Origin of the sequence: Vibrio splendidus (genome assembly GCF_002873455.1) — a bacterium.
Classification (GTDB): Bacteria; Pseudomonadota; Gammaproteobacteria; order Enterobacterales; family Vibrionaceae; genus Vibrio; species Vibrio splendidus_J.
Map to the genome: position 1 here is coordinate 89,341 of NZ_MCUN01000007.1, position 19,950 is coordinate 109,290.

At 44.1% G+C, this 19,950-nt stretch carries 17 protein-coding genes; 12 read left to right on the plus strand and 5 right to left on the minus strand.

The window, feature by feature from the left end; genetic code table 11:
* The first annotated feature begins 128 nt into the window (after positions 1 to 128).
* Complete coding sequence (cra, locus tag BCU75_RS04760) at positions 129 to 1,133, plus strand: catabolite repressor/activator (RefSeq protein ID WP_102473075.1); 1,005 nt, start codon at positions 129 to 131, stop codon at positions 1,131 to 1,133.
* 98 nt (positions 1,134 to 1,231) lie between these two features.
* Here cra and BCU75_RS04765 read toward each other — a convergent pair whose 3' ends face one another.
* The 4 genes from BCU75_RS04765 to nirB all read right to left on the minus strand — a co-directional run bounded on the left by BCU75_RS04765 (position 1,232) and on the right by nirB (position 7,880).
* Positions 1,232 to 3,016: a bifunctional protein-serine/threonine kinase/phosphatase gene (locus BCU75_RS04765; RefSeq protein ID WP_102473076.1), complete on the minus strand. Its 1,785-nt coding sequence runs from the start codon at positions 3,014 to 3,016 to the stop codon at positions 1,232 to 1,234.
* Between the two features lie 187 nt (positions 3,017 to 3,203).
* On the minus strand, positions 3,204 to 4,673 hold the full coding sequence (locus BCU75_RS04770) for a NarK family nitrate/nitrite MFS transporter (RefSeq protein WP_102473077.1): 1,470 nt from the start codon (positions 4,671 to 4,673) through the stop codon (positions 3,204 to 3,206).
* Positions 4,674 to 4,813: 140 nt separating this feature from the next.
* Entirely contained in the window at positions 4,814 to 5,158 is a 345-nt protein-coding gene (gene nirD, locus BCU75_RS04775) for a nitrite reductase small subunit NirD (protein WP_102466192.1), read from the minus strand.
* 139 nt (positions 5,159 to 5,297) lie between these two features.
* Positions 5,298 to 7,880, minus strand: coding sequence for a nitrite reductase large subunit NirB (gene nirB / locus BCU75_RS04780; RefSeq protein ID WP_102473078.1), 2,583 nt, complete (start codon positions 7,878 to 7,880; stop codon positions 5,298 to 5,300).
* A gap of 472 nt (positions 7,881 to 8,352) precedes the next feature.
* Here nirB and BCU75_RS04785 point away from each other — a divergent pair, with 472 nt between their 5' ends.
* Positions 8,353 to 10,959, plus strand: a complete 2,607-nt coding sequence (locus BCU75_RS04785) for a molybdopterin oxidoreductase family protein (RefSeq protein ID WP_102473079.1) — start codon at positions 8,353 to 8,355, stop codon at positions 10,957 to 10,959.
* Between the two features lie 137 nt (positions 10,960 to 11,096).
* Here the strand turns inward: BCU75_RS04785 and BCU75_RS04790 are convergent, their stop codons facing one another.
* Entirely contained in the window at positions 11,097 to 12,005 is a 909-nt protein-coding gene (locus tag BCU75_RS04790) for a LysR family transcriptional regulator (RefSeq protein ID WP_102473080.1), read from the minus strand.
* A 158-nt stretch (positions 12,006 to 12,163) separates the two neighbouring features.
* Between BCU75_RS04790 and BCU75_RS04795 the strand changes: the two genes are divergently transcribed.
* The 10 genes from BCU75_RS04795 to BCU75_RS04840 all read left to right on the plus strand — a co-directional run bounded on the left by BCU75_RS04795 (position 12,164) and on the right by BCU75_RS04840 (position 19,825).
* Positions 12,164 to 13,174 carry a D-cysteine desulfhydrase gene (locus BCU75_RS04795; protein WP_102473081.1) on the plus strand — a complete coding sequence of 337 codons (1,011 nt, stop codon included), beginning with the start codon at positions 12,164 to 12,166 and terminating at the stop codon, positions 13,172 to 13,174.
* Positions 13,175 to 13,281: 107 nt separating this feature from the next.
* The gene (dctP, locus tag BCU75_RS04800; RefSeq protein ID WP_102473082.1) at positions 13,282 to 14,271 is read left to right on the plus strand and encodes a TRAP transporter substrate-binding protein DctP; all 990 of its coding nucleotides are present in this window, start codon (positions 13,282 to 13,284) and stop codon (positions 14,269 to 14,271) included.
* Between the two features lie 11 nt (positions 14,272 to 14,282).
* The gene (locus tag BCU75_RS04805; protein WP_102473083.1) at positions 14,283 to 14,816 is read left to right on the plus strand and encodes a TRAP transporter small permease; all 534 of its coding nucleotides are present in this window, start codon (positions 14,283 to 14,285) and stop codon (positions 14,814 to 14,816) included.
* A 3-nt stretch (positions 14,817 to 14,819) separates the two neighbouring features.
* Positions 14,820 to 16,124, plus strand: coding sequence for a TRAP transporter large permease (locus BCU75_RS04810; RefSeq protein WP_102473084.1), 1,305 nt, complete (start codon positions 14,820 to 14,822; stop codon positions 16,122 to 16,124).
* A 5-nt stretch (positions 16,125 to 16,129) separates the two neighbouring features.
* Positions 16,130 to 16,870, plus strand: coding sequence for an alpha/beta fold hydrolase (locus BCU75_RS04815; RefSeq protein WP_241905346.1), 741 nt, complete (start codon positions 16,130 to 16,132; stop codon positions 16,868 to 16,870).
* A gap of 450 nt (positions 16,871 to 17,320) precedes the next feature.
* Entirely contained in the window at positions 17,321 to 17,812 is a 492-nt protein-coding gene (locus BCU75_RS04820; protein WP_102473085.1) for a GNAT family N-acetyltransferase, read from the plus strand.
* A 98-nt stretch (positions 17,813 to 17,910) separates the two neighbouring features.
* Positions 17,911 to 18,267 carry a DUF6404 family protein gene (locus BCU75_RS04825; RefSeq protein ID WP_102473086.1) on the plus strand — a complete coding sequence of 119 codons (357 nt, stop codon included), beginning with the start codon at positions 17,911 to 17,913 and terminating at the stop codon, positions 18,265 to 18,267.
* Between the two features lie 59 nt (positions 18,268 to 18,326).
* The gene (locus tag BCU75_RS04830) at positions 18,327 to 18,650 is read left to right on the plus strand and encodes a hypothetical protein (protein WP_076673478.1); all 324 of its coding nucleotides are present in this window, start codon (positions 18,327 to 18,329) and stop codon (positions 18,648 to 18,650) included.
* A gap of 140 nt (positions 18,651 to 18,790) precedes the next feature.
* Positions 18,791 to 19,381: a GNAT family N-acetyltransferase gene (locus BCU75_RS04835; protein WP_102473087.1), complete on the plus strand. Its 591-nt coding sequence runs from the start codon at positions 18,791 to 18,793 to the stop codon at positions 19,379 to 19,381.
* A 15-nt stretch (positions 19,382 to 19,396) separates the two neighbouring features.
* Positions 19,397 to 19,825, plus strand: coding sequence for a bleomycin resistance protein (locus BCU75_RS04840; RefSeq protein WP_102473088.1), 429 nt, complete (start codon positions 19,397 to 19,399; stop codon positions 19,823 to 19,825).
* Positions 19,826 to 19,950: the final 125 nt, after the last annotated feature.

Consider the following 19,950-nt stretch of genomic DNA (forward strand, 5'->3'; position numbering starts at 1 on the left):
AAGTCACTTTTCAGATTTTGCTGAATCCTTTCAGCTTTTATACTGAATCGATTCAGCATATAATTCAACTAATCCGAGGATCAGATCATTGGTTATATGATCCTACGCACAAAATACAGGTCACCCATATGACACTTGATGAAATTGCTAAATTGGCTGGAGTATCGAAAACCACGGCCAGTTATGTCATCAACGGCAAGGCGCAGAAATACAGAATCAGTGAAAAGACGCAGCAGAAAGTGATGGCGGTGGTGGAAGAGTATAACTACCGACCAGACCATGCTGCTTCGTCGCTGCGTGCTGGTAATAGCCGTTCATTTGGTTTGATTATTCCTGATCTTGAAAACAGCAGTTATGCGCGTTTAGCAAAATTGATAGAGCAGAACTCACGTAAAGTGGGTTATCAAATCCTGATCGGTTGCTCTGATGATGACGCTGAAACCGAACGCAAAGTAGCGGAAGCTTTGGTGAGCCGTCGTATTGATGCCTTGTTGGTGGCGAGCTCAATGCCAGATGCCAATGAGTTCTACTTAAAGTTGCAAAACTCGGGCACACCTGTGATTGCGATTGACCGTCCGTTAGATGATGAACACTTTGCTTGTGTGATCAGTGAAGATTTCGAAGCCGCGTTTGAACTGACCCATTCGATTCTCGATGACAGTATTCATAGTGTAGGCTTAATTGGTGCACTGCCAGATCTGAACATTTCACGTGAACGTCAGCTGGGTTTTGAAGCAGCAAATAAAGCACATACTCAACAAACAAAGCCAGCAGAAAACAAGCCGATGGTTGTGGGTTATGGTGAGCATTTTGATAGAGAATCTGGACGTGAGGTTTTTGAAGAGTGGATTGCAAAAGGCACGGTGCCCGATGCTATTGTCACTATGTCATACACCTTGTTAGAGGGTGTGCTTGATGTGATGGTTGAAAAGCCAGAGCTGATCAATCAAGTAAAACTGGCGACCTTTGGTGATAACCGACTGCTCGACTTCTTGCCTTTCAAAGTCCACTCACTGCCGCAGCAATTTGAAGTGATTGCCGACAGCGCTTTTGCTTTGGCGTTAAATGCATCGGCTAAGCGTTACCAAGCGGGCATTGAACTCGTGCCAAGAAGCTTAGTGAAACGAGGCTAATTCCAGTTAGTTTACACAAGCTAGATTAGACTTGGACACTTAGCTTGAACTTGGAATTAACTCGAACTTGGACATTTAGCTCGAACCTGCAATTAACTCTAACTAAGCAATAAGCCCATTTCTACAATGGCAACAATGCCGAGCAACAAAGCCAACACCTTCCAAAACTGGATTGGGTTTCGGTTTATCAAAGGTTGCTTGGCTTTACTTTTCACCAAGCTTTGGTTTGGTGTGTAAAGGTCTGCCACAAAATCCCCCAACACTTGATGACGCTCGCTCGGCGATTCCGCGCAGGCTTTTTGTAACACCAAATCCACCCAGCTTGGTAAATCAGCACGTTTTTGAGTAATGGGTTGGTATTCCCACTGATGATGACGAGATTGCTTAAGCGATTGCGCGGTCATTTCAGAGTAGGGGAGTTTGCCTGTTAGCATCTCATAGCCGATCACTGCGATAGAGAATAGATCTGAACTTGTGGTCGCTGTATTGTGCTTGATGGTTTCTGGTGCAATGTAATTGACTGCGCCTAATGGTGTGTCGTCTTTGTCTGCGAACTCTCCCTCTTCAAGGCCTCTCACTAACACCGCACCAAGGTCGATGATTTTAATTTCACCATCGCGTTGAAGCATGATGTTCTCAGGCTTTAAGTCTCGGTGCACCATATCTGCACGCTGCAGTACACGGACACCTTGTGTGATTTTATCGAGTATATCGCGCACTTGTTTGAGTGAAGGTTTTGGATTGTCGTACATCCATTGTCTTAGCGTAATACCTTCTACCCACTCACAAATTTGATATAAGAATTGCGAATGCTCTGGCGTTGGGTAAACCTTCATTACTTTTTTATTGTTGAGCAAGATCCCTGCCCACTGTTCATTAAAGAATGCTCTCAGTTGCGACGGGTTATCGTGATATTGAACGGAAGGCACTTTGAGCACGAACTCGGTTTGTGTTTCTTTCTGCATGACTCGATATACATGACTTCTAGACCCTGCATACAACACCTCAAGTACCATAAAGTTGTCGATACTTTGACCAAGTTTTAGTGCGGGTGGAATAGCGCGCTTGGCGAGTTTTTCATGGAACTCAATTAACGATGGTTTGGGTAGGTGACTGACTTGGACTATCAAACAGCTCACATTGTCTGAGCTATTGTGGCTTAAGGCGGTATTGCAGATGCTTTGTGCGGCGTATTCGAAATCCGCTCCAGGCTTGTCGATGTGTTCATTGAATGTGTTGGGCGAGACAAACTCGTGCACACCATCCGATGTGAGGATGAAGCAGTCATTTTTCTTAATTGGTAGCGTTTGATAGTCAACGTTGAGTTGATTGTCCATGCCTAACGCTCGCGTTAAGTAATGCTTCTGTCCCATAGTTTTACGGGTGTGGTCGCGTGTCAGCTGACGTAACTCACCACTTCTCAATAAATAGATACGGCTGTCGCCTACGTGGAATATATGTGCGGTGTTGGATTTTAATATCACGCTGCTGAATGTAGAAACTAGGGCGTTATGGTTAACTTGTTGTGCGGGATGAATGTTAGACACTGAGGTGTTGAAGAGCCAAGAGTTGAGCGAAGTAAGGACTTTTTGCGCCGAACGCTGAATGCTCCAGCTATTTGGCGTGGCGTAATAGTCGTCGATAAACTGCATTACGCTAGTGTGACTGGCTTTCTGGCCGTGCTCACTGCAACTAGCCCCATCAGCAATACAAGCAACACTGCCTTTCAACTCTTGCTCTGCGCGAGTTTTGGGGTGCTTTACAATGATGGCGTCTTGGTTTTCATCGCGTATGCCTTTATTCGAATAACCACCAAACTTGAGTGTTAGCTGGTTGTTTGATTCCGGCGTGACGACTTGCCCTTGGCTGAATGAAATTGTCATAACTGGTCTTCTTATTTTAACTGCTCTTGTTCTTAACTATCTTCTTCTAACTTCCTTGAGAGAACATCTTAGGAAGAACAAAAGCCCTAGTGAACCTAGAGCCTTTGAACGCAATACCAAAGTGGTGAAACACACCTTGGTACCACTCCCGATTCAATAATATCAGTGCTTCATGCTAGTGCTGTGACTAACTCGAAACATTGATCAGTGTGACACTGCCGTCGTCGTTTACTTCGGCAATTTGACCGTTAGGCTCTTCCATGAACAACAGAGTGACAAAGCCAAGTACCGCTGTTGCAGCAATCACGAAGAAGAACGTTTGGTAGCTCACGAATGACAACACAGTAAGGTAAACCACCGCACCTACGTTACCGTAAGCACCCGTCATACCCGCAATTTGACCTGTCATACGACGTTTAATCAGAGGTACTGTTGCAAATACCGCACCTTCACCCGCTTGCACGAAGAAAGAGCATGCCATAGCCGCGACAACCGCAAGCCATACTGGCCATGTGCTGTCTACTTGACCCATTGCGAAGTAACCCACAGCAAGACCAATGGTTAGAATAAGCAGTGTTGGTTTACGACCGAATTTATCTGAGATCCAACCACCACCTGGGCGAGACATTAGGTTCATAAAGGCATAAGCCGATGCAACCATACCGGCAAGAACGGGTGTTAATTCAAAAGTTTCAGAGAAGAAAAGTGGCAACATAGAAACAACAGCCAGTTCAGAACCAAATGTCGCGAAGTACAATACGTTCAGTACCGCTACTTGCTTGAATTTGTATTGGTGAATTTCTGGCACTTCTTCTTTAAATACGTTTTTGTTCACTTTCCAAACTTGCGATACTTCATACACGTAAAGTGCTGCTAAGCCTGCATAAACTGAGTAAACCGCCATGTCAGACAGCATGTTGATGTTGGTTGGTGATAGCTTCCAAGTCAGTAGCGCTAGCGCGGCATACATCGGGATCTTCATAACAAGTAGGAAGAAAAAGTCCCCCTTTGATGTCACTTCCATTGCCGTTACTTGAGCGGGTTTGAAGTAAGTAGAACCTTTTGGTGTATCCGTTACGTTTTTGTAGAACACAAACGAGAACGCTAGGCTCATTGCTCCAGTAATACCGACCGCATAACGCCAACCGTCTTCACCACCAAACGCTAAAGCTAGAGTTGGAAGTGTAAACGCCGCTGCTGCAGAACCGAAGTTACCCCAGCCGCCGTAAATACCTTCTGCCGTACCCAGTTCATTGTGTGGGAACCACTCAGACACAAGTCGAATACCAACAACGAAGCCAGCACCGATGAAACCCAGTAAGAAACGTGCAATCGCGGCTTGAATGAAAGAGTCTGCCATAGCAAACATAAAACAAGGGATTGAACAGACAGCAAGTAGCGAAGAGTAGACCAATCTTGGGCCATATCTATCGGTTAACATACCCACTGCGACACGCGCAGGAATGGTCAACGCAACGTTGAGAATTAATAACGTTTTGATCTCTTCAGTAGAAAGACCAAGCGTGGTTTTCACCATTTGTAGTAACGGAGCAAAGTTGAACCACACAACAAAGGTGATAAAAAAAGCCATCCAGCTTAGGTGTAAGGTTTTCATCTTACCCGTAAATGAAAGCAGCGAAAATTTTGTATTATCCATGGTTTAAATCCCTTAAATCTGGAAATTACCCGGTTTTAGCTCGTGCGTTATTTCGAAATTCGAACGCTTGAATGTGCTTAAACCTTTATGCCGAAATTGCTTACGCCTTAAAGCGTTTGCAGGATGATGTCGGCTGTTTATTAACTGGCGATAGCAAGAGGTGCGAGAACTTGTACGTGTTCACCTTGCTTGCGAACTTCAAATTTAACGAGCTTGAGTTCGGGTTGTTCAAGGCATGCGCCAGTTTCTAAGTGGTAGTGCTGCTTGTATAAGGGCGAAGCTACGTAAGGCTCACCGCTTAATGAACCAATGATACCACGCGACATTACATTCGCTTTGCCGATAGGGTCGTAATTAGAGAGCCCATAAAGCGTGTCACTGCGCTTACAGTAAAAAATAGCCACTTGGTTATCGTCTACTTTGGCGCAAATACCACCGTTTGGGGTTAGGTCGCGGGTGCTGCATACGGTTGTCCAATTTTCCATGACTTTCTCCTAGTCAAAACATAAAACTAATAATCAATTCAATTAGGGTGATAGCCGACAGCAGTTTTCTTGGGCTGCGCCACTGTCGACTATCGATATTGGGTCTAGTTGTTACTTATTCACTCACCAGCAATTCGGCTTACGAAACTTCCGTCACTTCGATTTGGTCAGCCTTGGTTAGCATTTCATCTCGTTGTGAATCGGCAGAAGAGCTCAAGCTCGGCTTAGGAAAACGCTGCTCTCGGTCTTTGATGAATGACAGGCTGGTATCCATTTCTTCGCTGTTGATGTAATGCTGGAAGCGTTTCATCTTTTCTGGGTTTTCGATGGTGGTTTTCCACTCACATTGGTATTTCTCGATGTTGAGCGCGATGTCGGCTTCAAGTTCTTCAACAACATTAAGCTTGTCTTCAATCACGACTTGCTTGAGGTATTCAATGCCGCCTTCAAGGTTTTCCATCCATACTGATGTACGTTGCAGGCGGTCTGCAGTACGTGTGTAGAACATCAGAATGCGATCGATGTATTGCAGAAGGGTGGTTTCATCAAGGTCGGTAGCAAAAAGGTCACCGTGGCGAGGGCGCATACCGCCGTTACCACAGATGTAGAGGTTCCAACCTTTGTCAGTTGCGATGATGCCAAAGTCTTTCGATTGCGCTTCTGCACATTCACGAGTACAACCAGAAACTGCAAACTTGGTCTTATGTGGCGAGCGCAGCCCTTTGTAGCGGTTCTCTAGTCGAATCGCTAAGCCAACACTGTCGTCGATACCATATCGGCACCAAGTGCTACCGACACACGATTTCACGGTACGAACCGATTTACCGTAGGCATGGCCAGTTTCAAAACCAGCATCGATTAGTTTTTTCCAGATGATTGGCAGTTCGTTAAGTTGTGCGCCAAACAAGTCGACACGTTGTCCGCCTGTGATCTTGGTGTAGAGGTCGAACTCTTTTGCGACTTCGCCTAAAACGATTAATTTATCCGGTGTGATCTCACCGCCAGCAATACGCGGAACCACAGAGTAGGTGCCGTCTTTTTGCATGTTACCGAGGTAGATGTCGTTGGTGTCTTGCAGTTCGATGTGTTGATCTTCGAGGATGTAATCATTCCAGTAAGAAGCCAGAATCGAACCCACTGCTGGTTTACACACAGTACAACCCAATCCGTTTCCATGAGAATCCAATAGCTCATCGAAGGTCTTAATCTTGTTCACTCGGATGATGTCAGTCAGCTCTTGGCGAGAATACGCAAAGTGCTCACAGATATCGTTAGAGACTTCCACACCTAGGTTACTTAGCTCACTATCCAGAACCTGTTTAGCAAGAGCAGAACAACCGCCACAACCTGTTGAAGCATTAGTGGTTTCTTTCAATGCAGCCATTGTGGTGCAACCAGCGGATACCGCATCTTTGATATCACCTTTGGTCACATCAAAACATGAACAGATAACAGCACTATCAGGCAGAGCTTCAACACCCATTGCAGAGCCAGAATCGTCCGCGAGGTTTGGTAGAATAAGCACGGATGGATTTTCAGGAAGAGGCATATCGTTTTGCTTGATTTGCAGCAGTGAACCATAAGCTTCTGCATCACCCACCAATACCGCACCGACAATCTTTGTGCCGTCTGCCGAGATGATCAGGCGCTTATAAACTTGTTCGATTTCATCGTTATAGGTATACGATTGAGCGCCTTCCGTCTTGCCATGTACTTCACCAATACTGGCTACGTCAACACCTAGCAATTTCAGTTTGGTACTCATGTCCGCGCCAGTAAATGCTGCCTCATCAGTACCGCCGGAGACAATATGCGAAGCCGCGACTTTCGCCATTGAATAGCCAGGAGCCACTAAGCCGAAGATCTTGTTGTCCCAAAGGGCACATTCACCAATCGCATACACGTTGTCGATGTTGGTTTGGCAGTGATCGTTAATCACGATGCCGCCACGTTCACCAATGGCAATATCAGAGCTTCGAGCAAGAGCATCTTGAGGGCGAATACCCGCAGAGAACACGATCATATCGGTTTCTAAATGGGTGCCATCGGCGAAATTCATTCTGTAGCGAGCGTTCTCACCCGCAACTATTTCTGAGGTTGCTTTCTCGGTGTGAACTTGCACACCAAGGTCTTCAATTTTTCTGCGTAAAAGCGCACCGCCACCGTCATCTAATTGAACGGCCATCAGGCGAGGTGCGAACTCCACTACATGGGTTTCTAAGCCAAGGTTTTTGACTGCGTTTGCGGCTTCTAAGCCAAGCAGGCCGCCACCAATCACCACGCCAGATTTACTGCTTTTACTTGATAGTTCAATGGCGTCTAAATCTTCAATGGTGCGATAAACGTGGCAGTGTTCTTGGTCGTTGCCGGGAATAGGGGGAACAAAAGGGAAAGATCCCGTCGCCAAGATTAGCTTGTCGTAACTTTCAACATGACCACCCTCAGTGATGACTTGTTGATTGGCCGTGTCTAGCTTAGCAACCTTCTGGTTCAACAAATAGTTCACACCGTTGCTTTGGTAATACTCCTCGCTGGTTAATGCTAAGTCTTCGGCATTTCCGCGCTTGAAGTAAGCTGTAAGCTGAACTCGGTCGTAGGCAAGCCTTGGCTCTTCACTGAAAGTCATGACATCAAACTCATCACTTTCTGATTGCAGGATGTTGTCGATAAATTTGTGTCCAACCATGCCGTTACCTACAACGACGATTTTCTTCTTGCTCATAATCCATTCCTTATTCTCGGCGTCACCATCACTAATATCTAATTTCTAGTTGTTAGCAGATGAATACCGGGTTGAGATTCCACTCAATTCATAATCATCAAGAAAAACAAAAATGTTTTTTCTAAGTCTTGGTTTCTAGTGGAGCAAGGAGGGTGCCAGATTGGGGTTTGTTCGATAAAATAAAATTTAATCTTTATTTTTCAGTTGTTTAAAATTTAACAGTAACACGCAATTACCCCTAAAGTGGTATGTAAATTTTTTGTTAGATTTATATAAATGAGCATTTGTGGTGCAACTTTCTGCAAGATGGTGCAAAAATTAAGTTTCTATCTTGGTTAAGTTTTATCTAGTTCATGGTTAGTATTTTAAATCTTATTAAGTTGTTGTTTTTATTGTTTAATATTTCTATGTTGAAGTTTGTTATTAAGTGGCGTGTTATTTGCTTGGTTTGAATTATTACAATTATGGATAATTGAGCGAGAAACGGATGACCGATTCAAACAGTGGTTGGATAAAATCGACCTGTGCCTATTGTGGTGTTGGGTGCGGAATAGAAGCGAGGCCGACTTCATTAGGTAAACTTGAAGTACGTGGAGATAAAGATCATCCATCAAACTATGGAAAGCTATGCACTAAAGGGATTGCGCTCGGCGACACCGTCACGCCTTTAGGCCGTCTTACACAACCTGCTCATATTCAAAATGAGCAAAAACAAGAGTTAGACTGGAACCGTGCTACTCAGTTGGTCGCAGACAAATTCAATCAAACGATCGAAGAGTTTGGGGCAGATTCCGTTGCGTTTTATGTTTCTGGCCAGTTGCTTACCGAAGACTATTACGTTGCCAATAAACTGATGAAAGGCTTCATTGGTAGCGGTAACATCGACAGTAACTCTAGGCTGTGTATGGCTTCAAGCGTGGTCGGGCATAAGCGTGCATTTGGCGCAGACACAGTACCGGTTTGTTATGAAGATCTTGAGCAAGCCGATCTAGTCGTGATTACAGGCTCAAACTTAGCATGGTGTCACCCGGTACTTTTCCAAAGGTTAAGAGCCGCGAAACAAACCAACCCTGCATTGAAAGTTATCGTCATCGACCCTCGTTACACCGACACTTGTGAAATTGCAGACATTCACTTGGCATTGGAATCGGGCTCAGACGTGGCGTTGTTCAATGGTTTATTGGGCTATCTCGACGATAACGACAAGTTAGATTCAGACTATATAGAAAATCACACCCAAGGCTTTACTGAATCGATTCGATCTGCGACTCAATATCGTTATACCGAATCAGGTTGGGGCGAAAAAAGTGTTCCTGAACTTACAGGACTTACAGAGCAGCAGCTAAAACAGTTCTACCGTTTGTTCGCATCGAACGAGAAGGTGCTGACCATTTACTCTCAAGGCGTAAACCAATCAACACAAGGGTGTGACAAGGTGAATGCCATCATAAACTGCCATTTAGCCACCGGAAAAATTGGCAAGCCGGGCATGGGGCCATTCTCTGTAACGGGTCAGCCGAACGCGATGGGCGGGCGAGAGGTGGGCGGTTTAGCTAATACCTTAGCGGCTCACTTTGAATTTGGTGATCCGCAATCACACCAAACCGTAAGTGAGTTTTGGCAGGCCGACAGCTTAGCTACACATGCGGGTTTAAAAGCGATCGACCTGTTTGATGCTATGAATGAAGGCAAAATTAAAGCGGTGTGGATCATGGCGACCAACCCAGTCGTGAGCCTGCCTGACAGTGAAAAGATCAAAGCCGCATTAGAGAAGTGCCCATTTGTGGTGGTGTCGGATTGTATTGCCGATACGGAAACCACTCGCCTGGCCGATGTAGTGCTGCCCGCGCAAGGGTGGAGCGAGAAGTCGGGCACCGTGACCAACTCTGAGCGTCGAATCTCACGCCAACGCCGTATATTACCAAGCCCAGGGGAAGCCAAACCCGATTGGTGGATATTAAAAGAAGTGGCACAGAAAATGGGATTCAAAGAGCAGTTTGATTACCGTCACGAAGGTGAGATCTTTAAAGAATATTGCGAGATGACAGCGCTCGGCAATGAAACAGGTAAAGCACGTGACTTGTGCTTAATTGGACTCACTCAACTGGATGAGAAAGGCTATGGCGAACTGACTCCACAACAGTGGCCAGTGCTTGAGTATCAACCAGAGATCATTGAGCAGCGCATGTTCACCAATGGCGAGTTCTTTACTGAATCAGGCAAAGCGCAGTTTATTGCAGTCGAACACGACAAGCCGATTGCTGATACCAGTCTTGAATTCCCGCTTATCATGAACACAGGTCGAATCCGAGACCAATGGCACACCATGAGCCGCACAGGCTTAGCGGCAGGTTTGGGTGAGCACACACCAGAGCCTTTTGTCGCTATGCACCCAGATACGGTCGCAGCACTTGGCTTAGAAGAGTTTGGGCTAGATGCTGTTAACCACGCGACTATAAATCGTGTTAGCCAAGGGGCTACCAACCAAGTAGTGAAAGTACGCAGCGCACAAGGGGAGTGCCAAGCCCGTTTAGTGGTGACCAAAGAGATGCGCCGCGAACAAGTCTTCATGCCTATCCACTGGAACGCCCCGACCGCCAAAGACAGTAAACCGTGTGATCTGATCTTGCCTCATACCGACGCTGCATCAGGGCAGCCAGAGTTCAAACATACTCCTGTAGTCGTTGAGCCGTGTGGCTATCGCAGCGAAGCCGCCTTGGTGAGTGACAAAGTTATGGATTGCAGTGGCTTTGATTACTGGGTGCGTCAAAGAGTCGAGGGCGGTTTTCTGTATCGCATCTCATCATCTAAGAACCCAATGGAGTTGGTGATTCAGCTTGCCAACACCCTCGATGCGTTGCCAGAGCCTAACGCGGAGGCGATTAAATCACTCCATTACCATGGCAACAAATCATTCAAAAACTATGGCTCAGCCAAGCTGGGACAGTCTGGCGTAAAGCAAGCCTTCGTGGTGAACAGTAAGCTCGATCATCAAAGCATCGATTGGCTGGTGGAGTGCTTAACCCGAGAAGCCGATGAAGAGTTTGAAGCCGAGTTTTTGAGTGCATTAGCTAGCTAGGCGATGCTGTTAAAAGATAAGCCACATTTGTCGGCTTATCTTCTTGTTTCTTTTTTTGGGGAAGGTGGTGAGGGGGGAGTCACACGTTTATGTATCCGATATCTGGACTTCACTGATACCTTAAACTTCACCAATACCTAGGCTTTACCGTTAGTCGTTTTGAAGTGGTGCCACAATTTTGCCATTCCTGGCGTCATTTCTTCAGTAGAGAAGCGATAGAGTTTTATTTTGGCGGTAATCGGTGAAATGGTTTCTGAAAACCTCATCAATAAACCTTGCTCGAGCTCTTCTTGAACAAACCCTTCTGGCAACCACGCGACTCCGTGGCCTGATAGCGCCATTGATTTGAGAGAGTGCGTAACGGCGTTTTCATACACGATATCAAAACCACACAGGCTTTGAGCAATTGAGCCATGTTTTTCTAACACTTGTGCGAAAAAGGTATTCGACGGGTAACTAAGTAGAGGAACATTGGAATTTTTTCGATCTTTATAGAGCGCAGAACCATCACTTTTGGTGGCCACTACAGGTATCAGGCACTCATACCCCATGGTGACAGATTCAACTTCTGGGTTGGGTACATAAAGTCGACTTCCCTTAAAAGATAGTCCGATAAGAAAGTCAGAACGGTTATCTATAAATGCTTGCACTGAATCATGTAAGTTGTTTGGGCTGACATAAACTAAGGTCGTTTTAAACGCATCGGTGTATTCGTTAATCATCTTATTAACGACATATTCAGACAGCGAGTGCTGAGTATGAAATGTAACTTTTGTTTCATTATTGTTAACTTCTCTAACCGTTTCTAGCCTAGCGTAGTCTATTTGTTGTTTGAGGTCATTCGCATGTTTTAGAAACCGAAATCCCGCTTTAGTGAATGTCGCTGGGTAAGTGTTCCTATTAACAAGGTCAGTCCCCACCCATTCTTCTAATAGCTTGATTCTTCGGCCAAAAGCAGGTTGAGTGATATTTCTTGCTTTGGCTGCTTTTGCAAAACTTCCGTATTGAGAAAGGTGTAAAAAGTCCTCAATCCACTTCAAATCCATGTGGCGAATCCTTGTCCAAAATTATGAGTGTCGATATTTTTGTTAAACAAAAGTTAACACCCCTGTTAGCAAAAAGCATTATCTTTCGAGCGATATCACGAGCTAATGTAATTCAGTGTTAAACAAACCACTAACTAAACATTGACTGGAGAAGAGAGATGCATTTATCGCGTTATCCTCGTTTAAATTTTGCCCACTTGAATACACCCTTAGAACTAATGAAAAATCTGAGTGAAGCGTTAGGAGGCCCGAACATCTGGATCAAGAGAGATGATTGTACTGGCCTTGCTGGTGGCGGAAATAAAACTCGAAAGTTGGAATTTTTGATGGCTGATGCCGTTGAACAAGGTGCTGATACCATCATTACTCAAGGTGCAACACAGTCGAACCATGCACGTCAAACGGCGGCGATAGCGACCAAGCTGAATATGGATTGCATCGTCTTACTGGAAGATCGTACTGCAAGTGATGACCCTGATTACAAGTTTAACGGTAACGTTATGTTAGACCAGTTATTTAATGCTCAACTCTCTAAGTATCCAGGCGGTACAGATATGAACGCTGCGATGGAAGATGTGGCAGCGAAACTGCGTGCTCAAGGCAAGAAGCCTTACATCGTACCGGGCGGTGGCTCTAACCATATTGGTGCTCTTGGATATGTAGATTGTGCACTAGAGATCTTAAAACAAAGCAATGACCGGAACCTGAAGATTGACCACGTAGTACACGCTACGGGGAGTGCTGGTACTCAAGCAGGGCTAGTCACCGGTTTTGCGATGACCAACAGTCAAATTCCAGTACTTGGTATCGGGGTGCGCGTTGATAAACCAACTCAAGAAGGCAATGTCTTCAAATTGGCTCAACGTACTGCTGAGCACATGGGCGAGGCAGACGCAGTAAAACGCGAAGATGTAGTGGCGAATTGTGACTATGTTGGCGAAGGCTATGGGATTCCGGCACCTTCAACGATCGAAGCGATCAACATGTTCTCACGTTTTGAAGGTATTTTGCTTGATCCAGTGTATTCGGGCAAAGGGGCTGCGGGTCTTATCGACCTCGTTCGAAATGGTCTCTTTAAGAAGGGCGAGAATATTGTCTTTGTGCATACCGGAGGCGCTCAAGCGTTATTTGGTTATCGTGACAGCTTCGACTTTCCAAATTATGAGTAATGGATAGAAGTGAGACTTTCCAATCTGACCTTACCCATTAACCGTAACTGTTAGTACTGAATACTGATAGAAAGAAGATTTAATGAAATGTTGTAAATGGAGATTACATGAAAAAATCAATCAAACTAGCCAGCTTAATTATTGGTGGATTACTGTCTTTCAATGCGATGAGCAAAGAAGTAATTAGGCTTTCTACCTATGTGAATGAATCGGACATTAGGTATGAAGGGTTTAAAAAATTTGCGGAAATAGCAGAAGCAAAATCCAATGGAAATCTGAAAGTCAGAATTTATCCATCCTCCACGCTACACGGGTGGAGTGAAGGGGTTGATGCTGTACAAGGCGGGGTAGCAGATATCAGCTGGATCAGCGCTGATAACCGACTTTCATGTTATCGAACAACTTCATTATATCCGTCAGCGGTTGATTTGAGCGGGCAGTTAGACATGGATTCTCAATATCGTGATCTTATTACTCCGGAGGCTAACCAGAACGGTTTGGTTCCTCTCATGAACTCTAATTACTCTTATGACCAAGAGTGGTGGTTCAACGAGCAGGTCAATTCTGTTGAAGAATTTTCCAACTTAAACGGCAAGCTAGTTCGTTCTGTTGGGCCACTAGTGAGCAAGATGATTGAAGGTTGGGGCGGCAAGCCAGTCTTTATCTCTCCTAAAGAAGTGTTTCAATCTGCGGAGCGTGGTGTTGTTGATGGCATCAACATGGGCGTAGCAACTTATAGCTCATGGAAGCTTTGGAATGTGATGCCACACATGGTGGATGCTGGAATATTTTACGGCAACATCATGTACATGATGAATAAAGAGCGATTTGACTCGCTTTCCGAAACGGATCAGCAAGCGCTACTAGAGGCAGCTAAAGAGACTGAAGCTTGGTTGAAACCTCAATATGAAAAGTGGGTAGATGCGCGGATTGCAGAAGCTAAAAAAGAAGGCGGTACGGTTCTTGAACTGACCTCAGAGCAAAAGCTTAAGTTAGTTTCCGATATTTCCACATCTTGGGAAAACGAGCTGACGAATGATTGTGGAACAGAGCTTTCAGTCAAGATGAAAGACCTCTTTGCTGCAAACTCAATCTAGGGACAGAAACTATGGAAGGTAAATTCAGAAAAGCATTGGATATTTCAACGAATGTACTGCTGTATTGCGGTGGTGTAATCGTTATTGTCCAAGCTTTCTGGATTACCTATGGCGTATTCATGAGATACGTAATAGGTAGTCCTGATGGGATGGTTACAGAAGCAACGGCTTTGATGTTAGTACCATTAGCGTTCGTTGGCCTCTCATACGCACTTAAGGCAGATGCTTTTCCCAAGGTAACGATTTTTATCGACCAACTCTCTAAAGGGAAAAGAGACTATCTGGAAATTGCGAACAACTCACTGATGATGGTTATCTCTGTTTTTTTCGCTTTGGCCGCCTTTAAAGGGCTATCTAAGTCCTATGTGTCGCTTGCTGCCTCAGAGGTATTGTTATGGCCTAAGTATTATTTTTGGGCCGGAGTTTTTGTTTCATTACTCAATTTATCTTTGGTTTCTATTTTAAAACTCTATGACTCGATAATGCATAAACTTGAGTCAATTCGTGGCACGACTTCTGTGCCTCAAGTAAAGCTTGGAGAATAATATATGCTTGAGTGGTATGAAGTTGGTCTCGGCTTGATGGGGCTACTAATTTTATTCATTGTGATGGGTTTACCAATCCCATTTGCACTGGCGGGTGCATCCGTTCCGTTTCTTCTTTCAATTCAGTCTTTTTCTACAACACTTGTTACAGCCGAACTTAAAATGTGGGGTGTGTGGGTAGATTACGTTTTATTATCGGTTCCGCTGTTTGTGTTATTAGGGGAATTGATTGGCAGGTCCAACATAGGCCCCAATCTGTATTGGTTTATGCATAGTAAGGTGCCAATTACAGGTTCTGCTGCATACGGGAGTGTTGGTGCTTGTGCTGGCTTTGGCGCTGTATGCGGATCGAGTATGGTTGGCTCATTGACCATTGGCGGCGTCGCGCTTCCAGCAATGTTAGACCTTGGCTACGATAAAAAACTCGCCAGTGGGGTGCTCGCTGCTGGTGGAACACTCAGCGTTCTTCTTCCACCAAGTTTGATTCTTCTTTTCTACGGGATAGTGACAGATCAGTCTATCGGACAACTGTTTATTGCGGGCGTTGTACCGGGTTTAATTTTGGTTTCCTTTTTCTTTCTTATCATTAAAGGATGGAGTGTCTTACAAAAAGGATCCGTACCAGGGGCAGATGATAGTGAAAGCATTCCTTGGGGGCTAGCATTGAGCGCGATAATTCCAGTGATGGTTATCGGTCTTATTATTACAGTCTCAATCTATGCGGGAATCGCGACCCCTACTGAAGCCGCGGGTGTCTCTTGTGTGATTACCTTGCTACTTGCTATGACCGTTGGTGGAATGGATCTCAAAGGGTTCTTTGAATCAATCAAAGCGACCATGAAGACGATGGGTTATTTGGGCCTATTGCTTTCTTCTGGTGTGCTTTTTGGTTTTGTGATGACTTACTATCAAGTGCCACAAGAATTCACTAGCTTGTTTACTTCTCTTGAACTATCGCCATACACGACGCTTGCACTGATTATTTTGTTCTACATTATTTTAGGCATGTTCTTAGAGCCCGTTTCGATGACATTCATAACCCTGCCAACCTTGTTTCCTCTGATTCAAGTTTCAGGCTTTGACTTGATTTGGTTCGGTGTCATTTACACAATAACAATGGAAGTCGCTGTATTGACTCCTCCTGTTGGCCTAAATTTGTATGTTATTCAATCTATTGAGAAAGATCGTCTGACTATTGTAGATGTCATTAAAGGCTGCTTGCCTTTCATTGGTGCTCTCATATTTTTGATTGTACTGATGGTTATCTTTCCTCAACTTGCCGTGTGGCTACCAAATGTTATGGGGTAATGTGAATGAACGTTAATGTACCACTGGTGATGATCCATGGATTTTTAAGTGGCCCAGAATATTGGAGTGCTCAAGTACCGTTTTTAGAGAAAAACATGCAAGTAGTCCCTGTTTGTTTGAAAGGCTTTGGTGAACGTTCTGATGAGACAGCTTTTGAGACGATTCAATATATGGCTCAAGATGTTATGTCACAACTTGCACTGCTTGGAATAAAGCGTTTTCACCTAATAGGGCACTCAATGGGAGGAATGGTCGCCCAGCAGATTGGGCATAAATGGGCTGAACAAGTCGCCAGTTTGACCTTGTACGGAACAGGACCGAAAGGCGGCTTGCCTGGTAGGTTTGAACCATTACAAGAGAGTATCAAGAATGCATCCTCTTTTACCTATGGCGACAGCAAACAGAGGGCAGTGTCTAGTTGGTTTAAAAATGAATTAGTGCCTCAGGTACTCAAGCAATCGATGCAACTTGCAGACAAGGTTTCGTTTCAGTCCTATCTAAACGGACTTATCGCAATGAACAGTTGGAATGGTGAACCCTATGTCTCTAAATACAGAATGCCAGTATTAATTATATGGGCGGACTCAGATAAAACTTATCCATGGGATGAGCAGGTATCAGTATTGTGGAAGGGTATTGAGCACAGTTCTATGTGTATCATTAACGATTGTGCGCACAATGCCCACATTGAGAAACCATTGCACTTCAACGTAGCTTTTGGGGAGTTTTTACAAAGCGTTGGTTAGCTTCTCTGCTAGAAGTTCAAAGGGAGCAGGAAAGGTGACTTTCAGCGGGAACATTTTGAGTACTTTATTTGCAGCTTATATCCAAACGAAAAGCCGACAATCATGTCGGTTTTTTTGCAAATCCGGTAGAGGTTATATCAACGATCACGTCATCCATAATTTACTAACCATCACGCCTCATACAGATCTAGGCCAACAATCTTTGTTTGGATGAAGAAGTACATGAGGGAAATGATAAGTAATACACACATTCACATAATTTCTGCATTCAATTTTAGCTATACGGAATACTTCTGCTTTTCGTCATGTATGATACGGTTATATTGGTAAGATACTGTTATTAAATGAGTTATTTAACTAAGTATGAGATAATTAAATTATTAGACAGAAATGCTCTAGTGATAAAAATCATAATTATTCAGTTTAATAACTGCTGTGCTTGGAGAGGAAATGGTCAGGGAAGCGACAAAAGACGACTGTGTAAAATTAGCGGCATTGTCCATTAAAGTCTGGCTAGACACATATGCGAGAGAAGGGGTCAAAACTGAATACGCGGAGTATGTCTTGTCTACTTTCACGGCAGCCTACTTCTTTGAAATATTGAATACCACTAAATATCGTGTGTTTGTAAGTGAAGAAAATGAGGTTATTCAACGCTACGTAATGGTTAACCTTGAATCGCACTACCAGACGTCTGGCAATGGCTTTGAAGTAGACAAACTTTATGTAGATAACATTTTCAAAGGTAAAGGGATAGGTCGAAAGCTTTTGAATGGAATCGAGAATCAGTTTGGTAATAAATACTGGCTGTACACGTGGGTAGAAAATGAATCGAATGGCTTTTATGAACATTTAGGTTTTAGTCGAATAGGTTTACTGACTTTTGAGTTCTCCGGAGCGTTGATAGAAAACAACGTGTATCAATCAGCCCACACACATTGAATCTAGTTAGTCCTTTAGTGGGTAACACTGAACAACCCTTCTCGATAAATCGTCGTATAGTCATAGAATTCAAGTGGCATAGGCATAGTGAGGTAAAGATGGAAAAGGCGAAATTCATTCAGCAGCACCTTATTGAAAAGGGTGTCCCTGCAGACCTAACGAGGCCAAATGCCTTTATTTGGTCAAAATATACTAACGTGTCTCAAACGCCTCTGGTGTTTCAATCGCTTCAAAAAGTATTCTTGACGTATGGATTATCGATGGCGGTAATTTGGGGGTCTTTGATGTGGATGTTTATTTGGCACTCAGAGCCCGAACATTGGAAAACTTACCTTATTTCATCTGCTATTTTCGGTTTCTTTATGGGGCTTGTTAATGCGTTCAGAATCGTCAAAGCACGAAAAAAATTGGGTGAGAAGAGTTGGGAAAATTGGTGTAAGAAAAACTACGGATAAGCGCGATAACAAGCAGTTAAAATGATTCGTAATGCTTGGCATTTAGGGGTTTAAATTAGATGTATAAACTAGAGGTTTTTTGTACGTCTGAGCAACAAGATCTAGTTTTGAGCACCTTACATGAGTCGGGTGTCGATAGAATTGGAAACTATGATCACTGTTGGGCTATTGGTTCTGTTATCGGTTCTCACCGAGCTCTTGATGGCTCTGCGCCTGTGTTTGGGTGCAACGGGAAAGTCGAAAACTACCCGTTATTAAAAGTTGAAATCAACGTGGCAAAGAGCCAAGTGAAACCAATCGTTGATCAGCTTAGAGTTTGTCTCGGCTGGGAAGAGCCTTTGGTCAATGTTTTCAAAGTTTGTAATTCGGAGTTTGCTCTTTGAGGTATATCTTCTTGATATTCACAAAAGCGCTATAGCCAAAGATTTGCCAGACGAATACGTTACGCCTTGCATTTTGGTGAAATGGCAAACGTTACACAACACTTAACACCGCGTTGGCGATAAAAGGAAAATTGAGAGTTATGTGGATAGAACAGAGCCTGATTGAAGGTGAGCATGTTGCTCTTGAGCCTCTTACTATGGGGCATGTATCTGAATTAATCGAGGCCGTGAAAGATGGAGAGCATTGGAAGCTATGGTTCGCTAATGTACCGAGCCCAGAAAAAATGGAGCAATACGTTGTTGATGCTATCGCTCAAATGCATCTAGGTAATATAACTTATGCCGTGCGAGCTAAAACCACCAATCAAGTAGTAGGGACTACCCGTTACTATGGCGTTGATAGACCAAATAGACCTGCTTTGATTGGTTATACCTGGTATTCAAATGTGGCTAGGGGAACACTGATAAATAAAGAGTGTAAATACCTTCTTCTAAAACAAATATTTGAGCGCTATGAAGCCATTGCAGTCGAGTTTCGCACTCATATTGGGAATGCCGTCTCTCGAAGAGCGATTGAAGGGCTTGGTGCAAACCTCGACGGTATCTTGCGTAATCATCAAATCTTAAAGGATGGCTCGGTAAGAGATACGGTTGTGTATTCAATTATTGACTCGGAGTGGCCAGAGGTTAAGCAAGGCTTTCTGAAAAAACTCAGTCAACAAGAGCCTTAATATAAGGAAGTAAGTATGGAAAATTATTGGAATCCGATGGTTCCTGAACTATCCGTTAGCAACTTTGAGCGATCGCTTGCCTTTTATGTTGATGTACTTGGTTTTTCTATTCGCATAAGGCGTGAAAACCCTGATTTTGTGTATCTCGAACAAGAGCATGTGCAGATGATGTTAGAGCAAATCAGTGATGAAAGATGGATTACTGGTGAGCTTGAGGTTCCCTTGGGGCGAGGTGTGAACTTTCAGATTGAATTAAGTGACTTAGAACCTCTAGTAAAACGTCTCCAAACCCACAAAGTGTCCCTGTTTCGTGAGATGAAAGAAACTTGGTATGACATTGGTGAAAAGTTGTCTGGGGAGCGTGAGCTTCTTCTCCAAGATCCGGATGGTTATTTGTTAAGGTTCACTCAACACCTCGGAGAAAAACCGAAGACTTTGGTGTGAACTCATTCATTGTTTTCCAGACTATCAAACCTAATCGCGGATTCATCAGGCGCGCTAAAAGTAAACCTGTAAGACTCAGGATTACAGAGCTAACAACGGCTTAGAGTGATTCTAAACACGTGGCA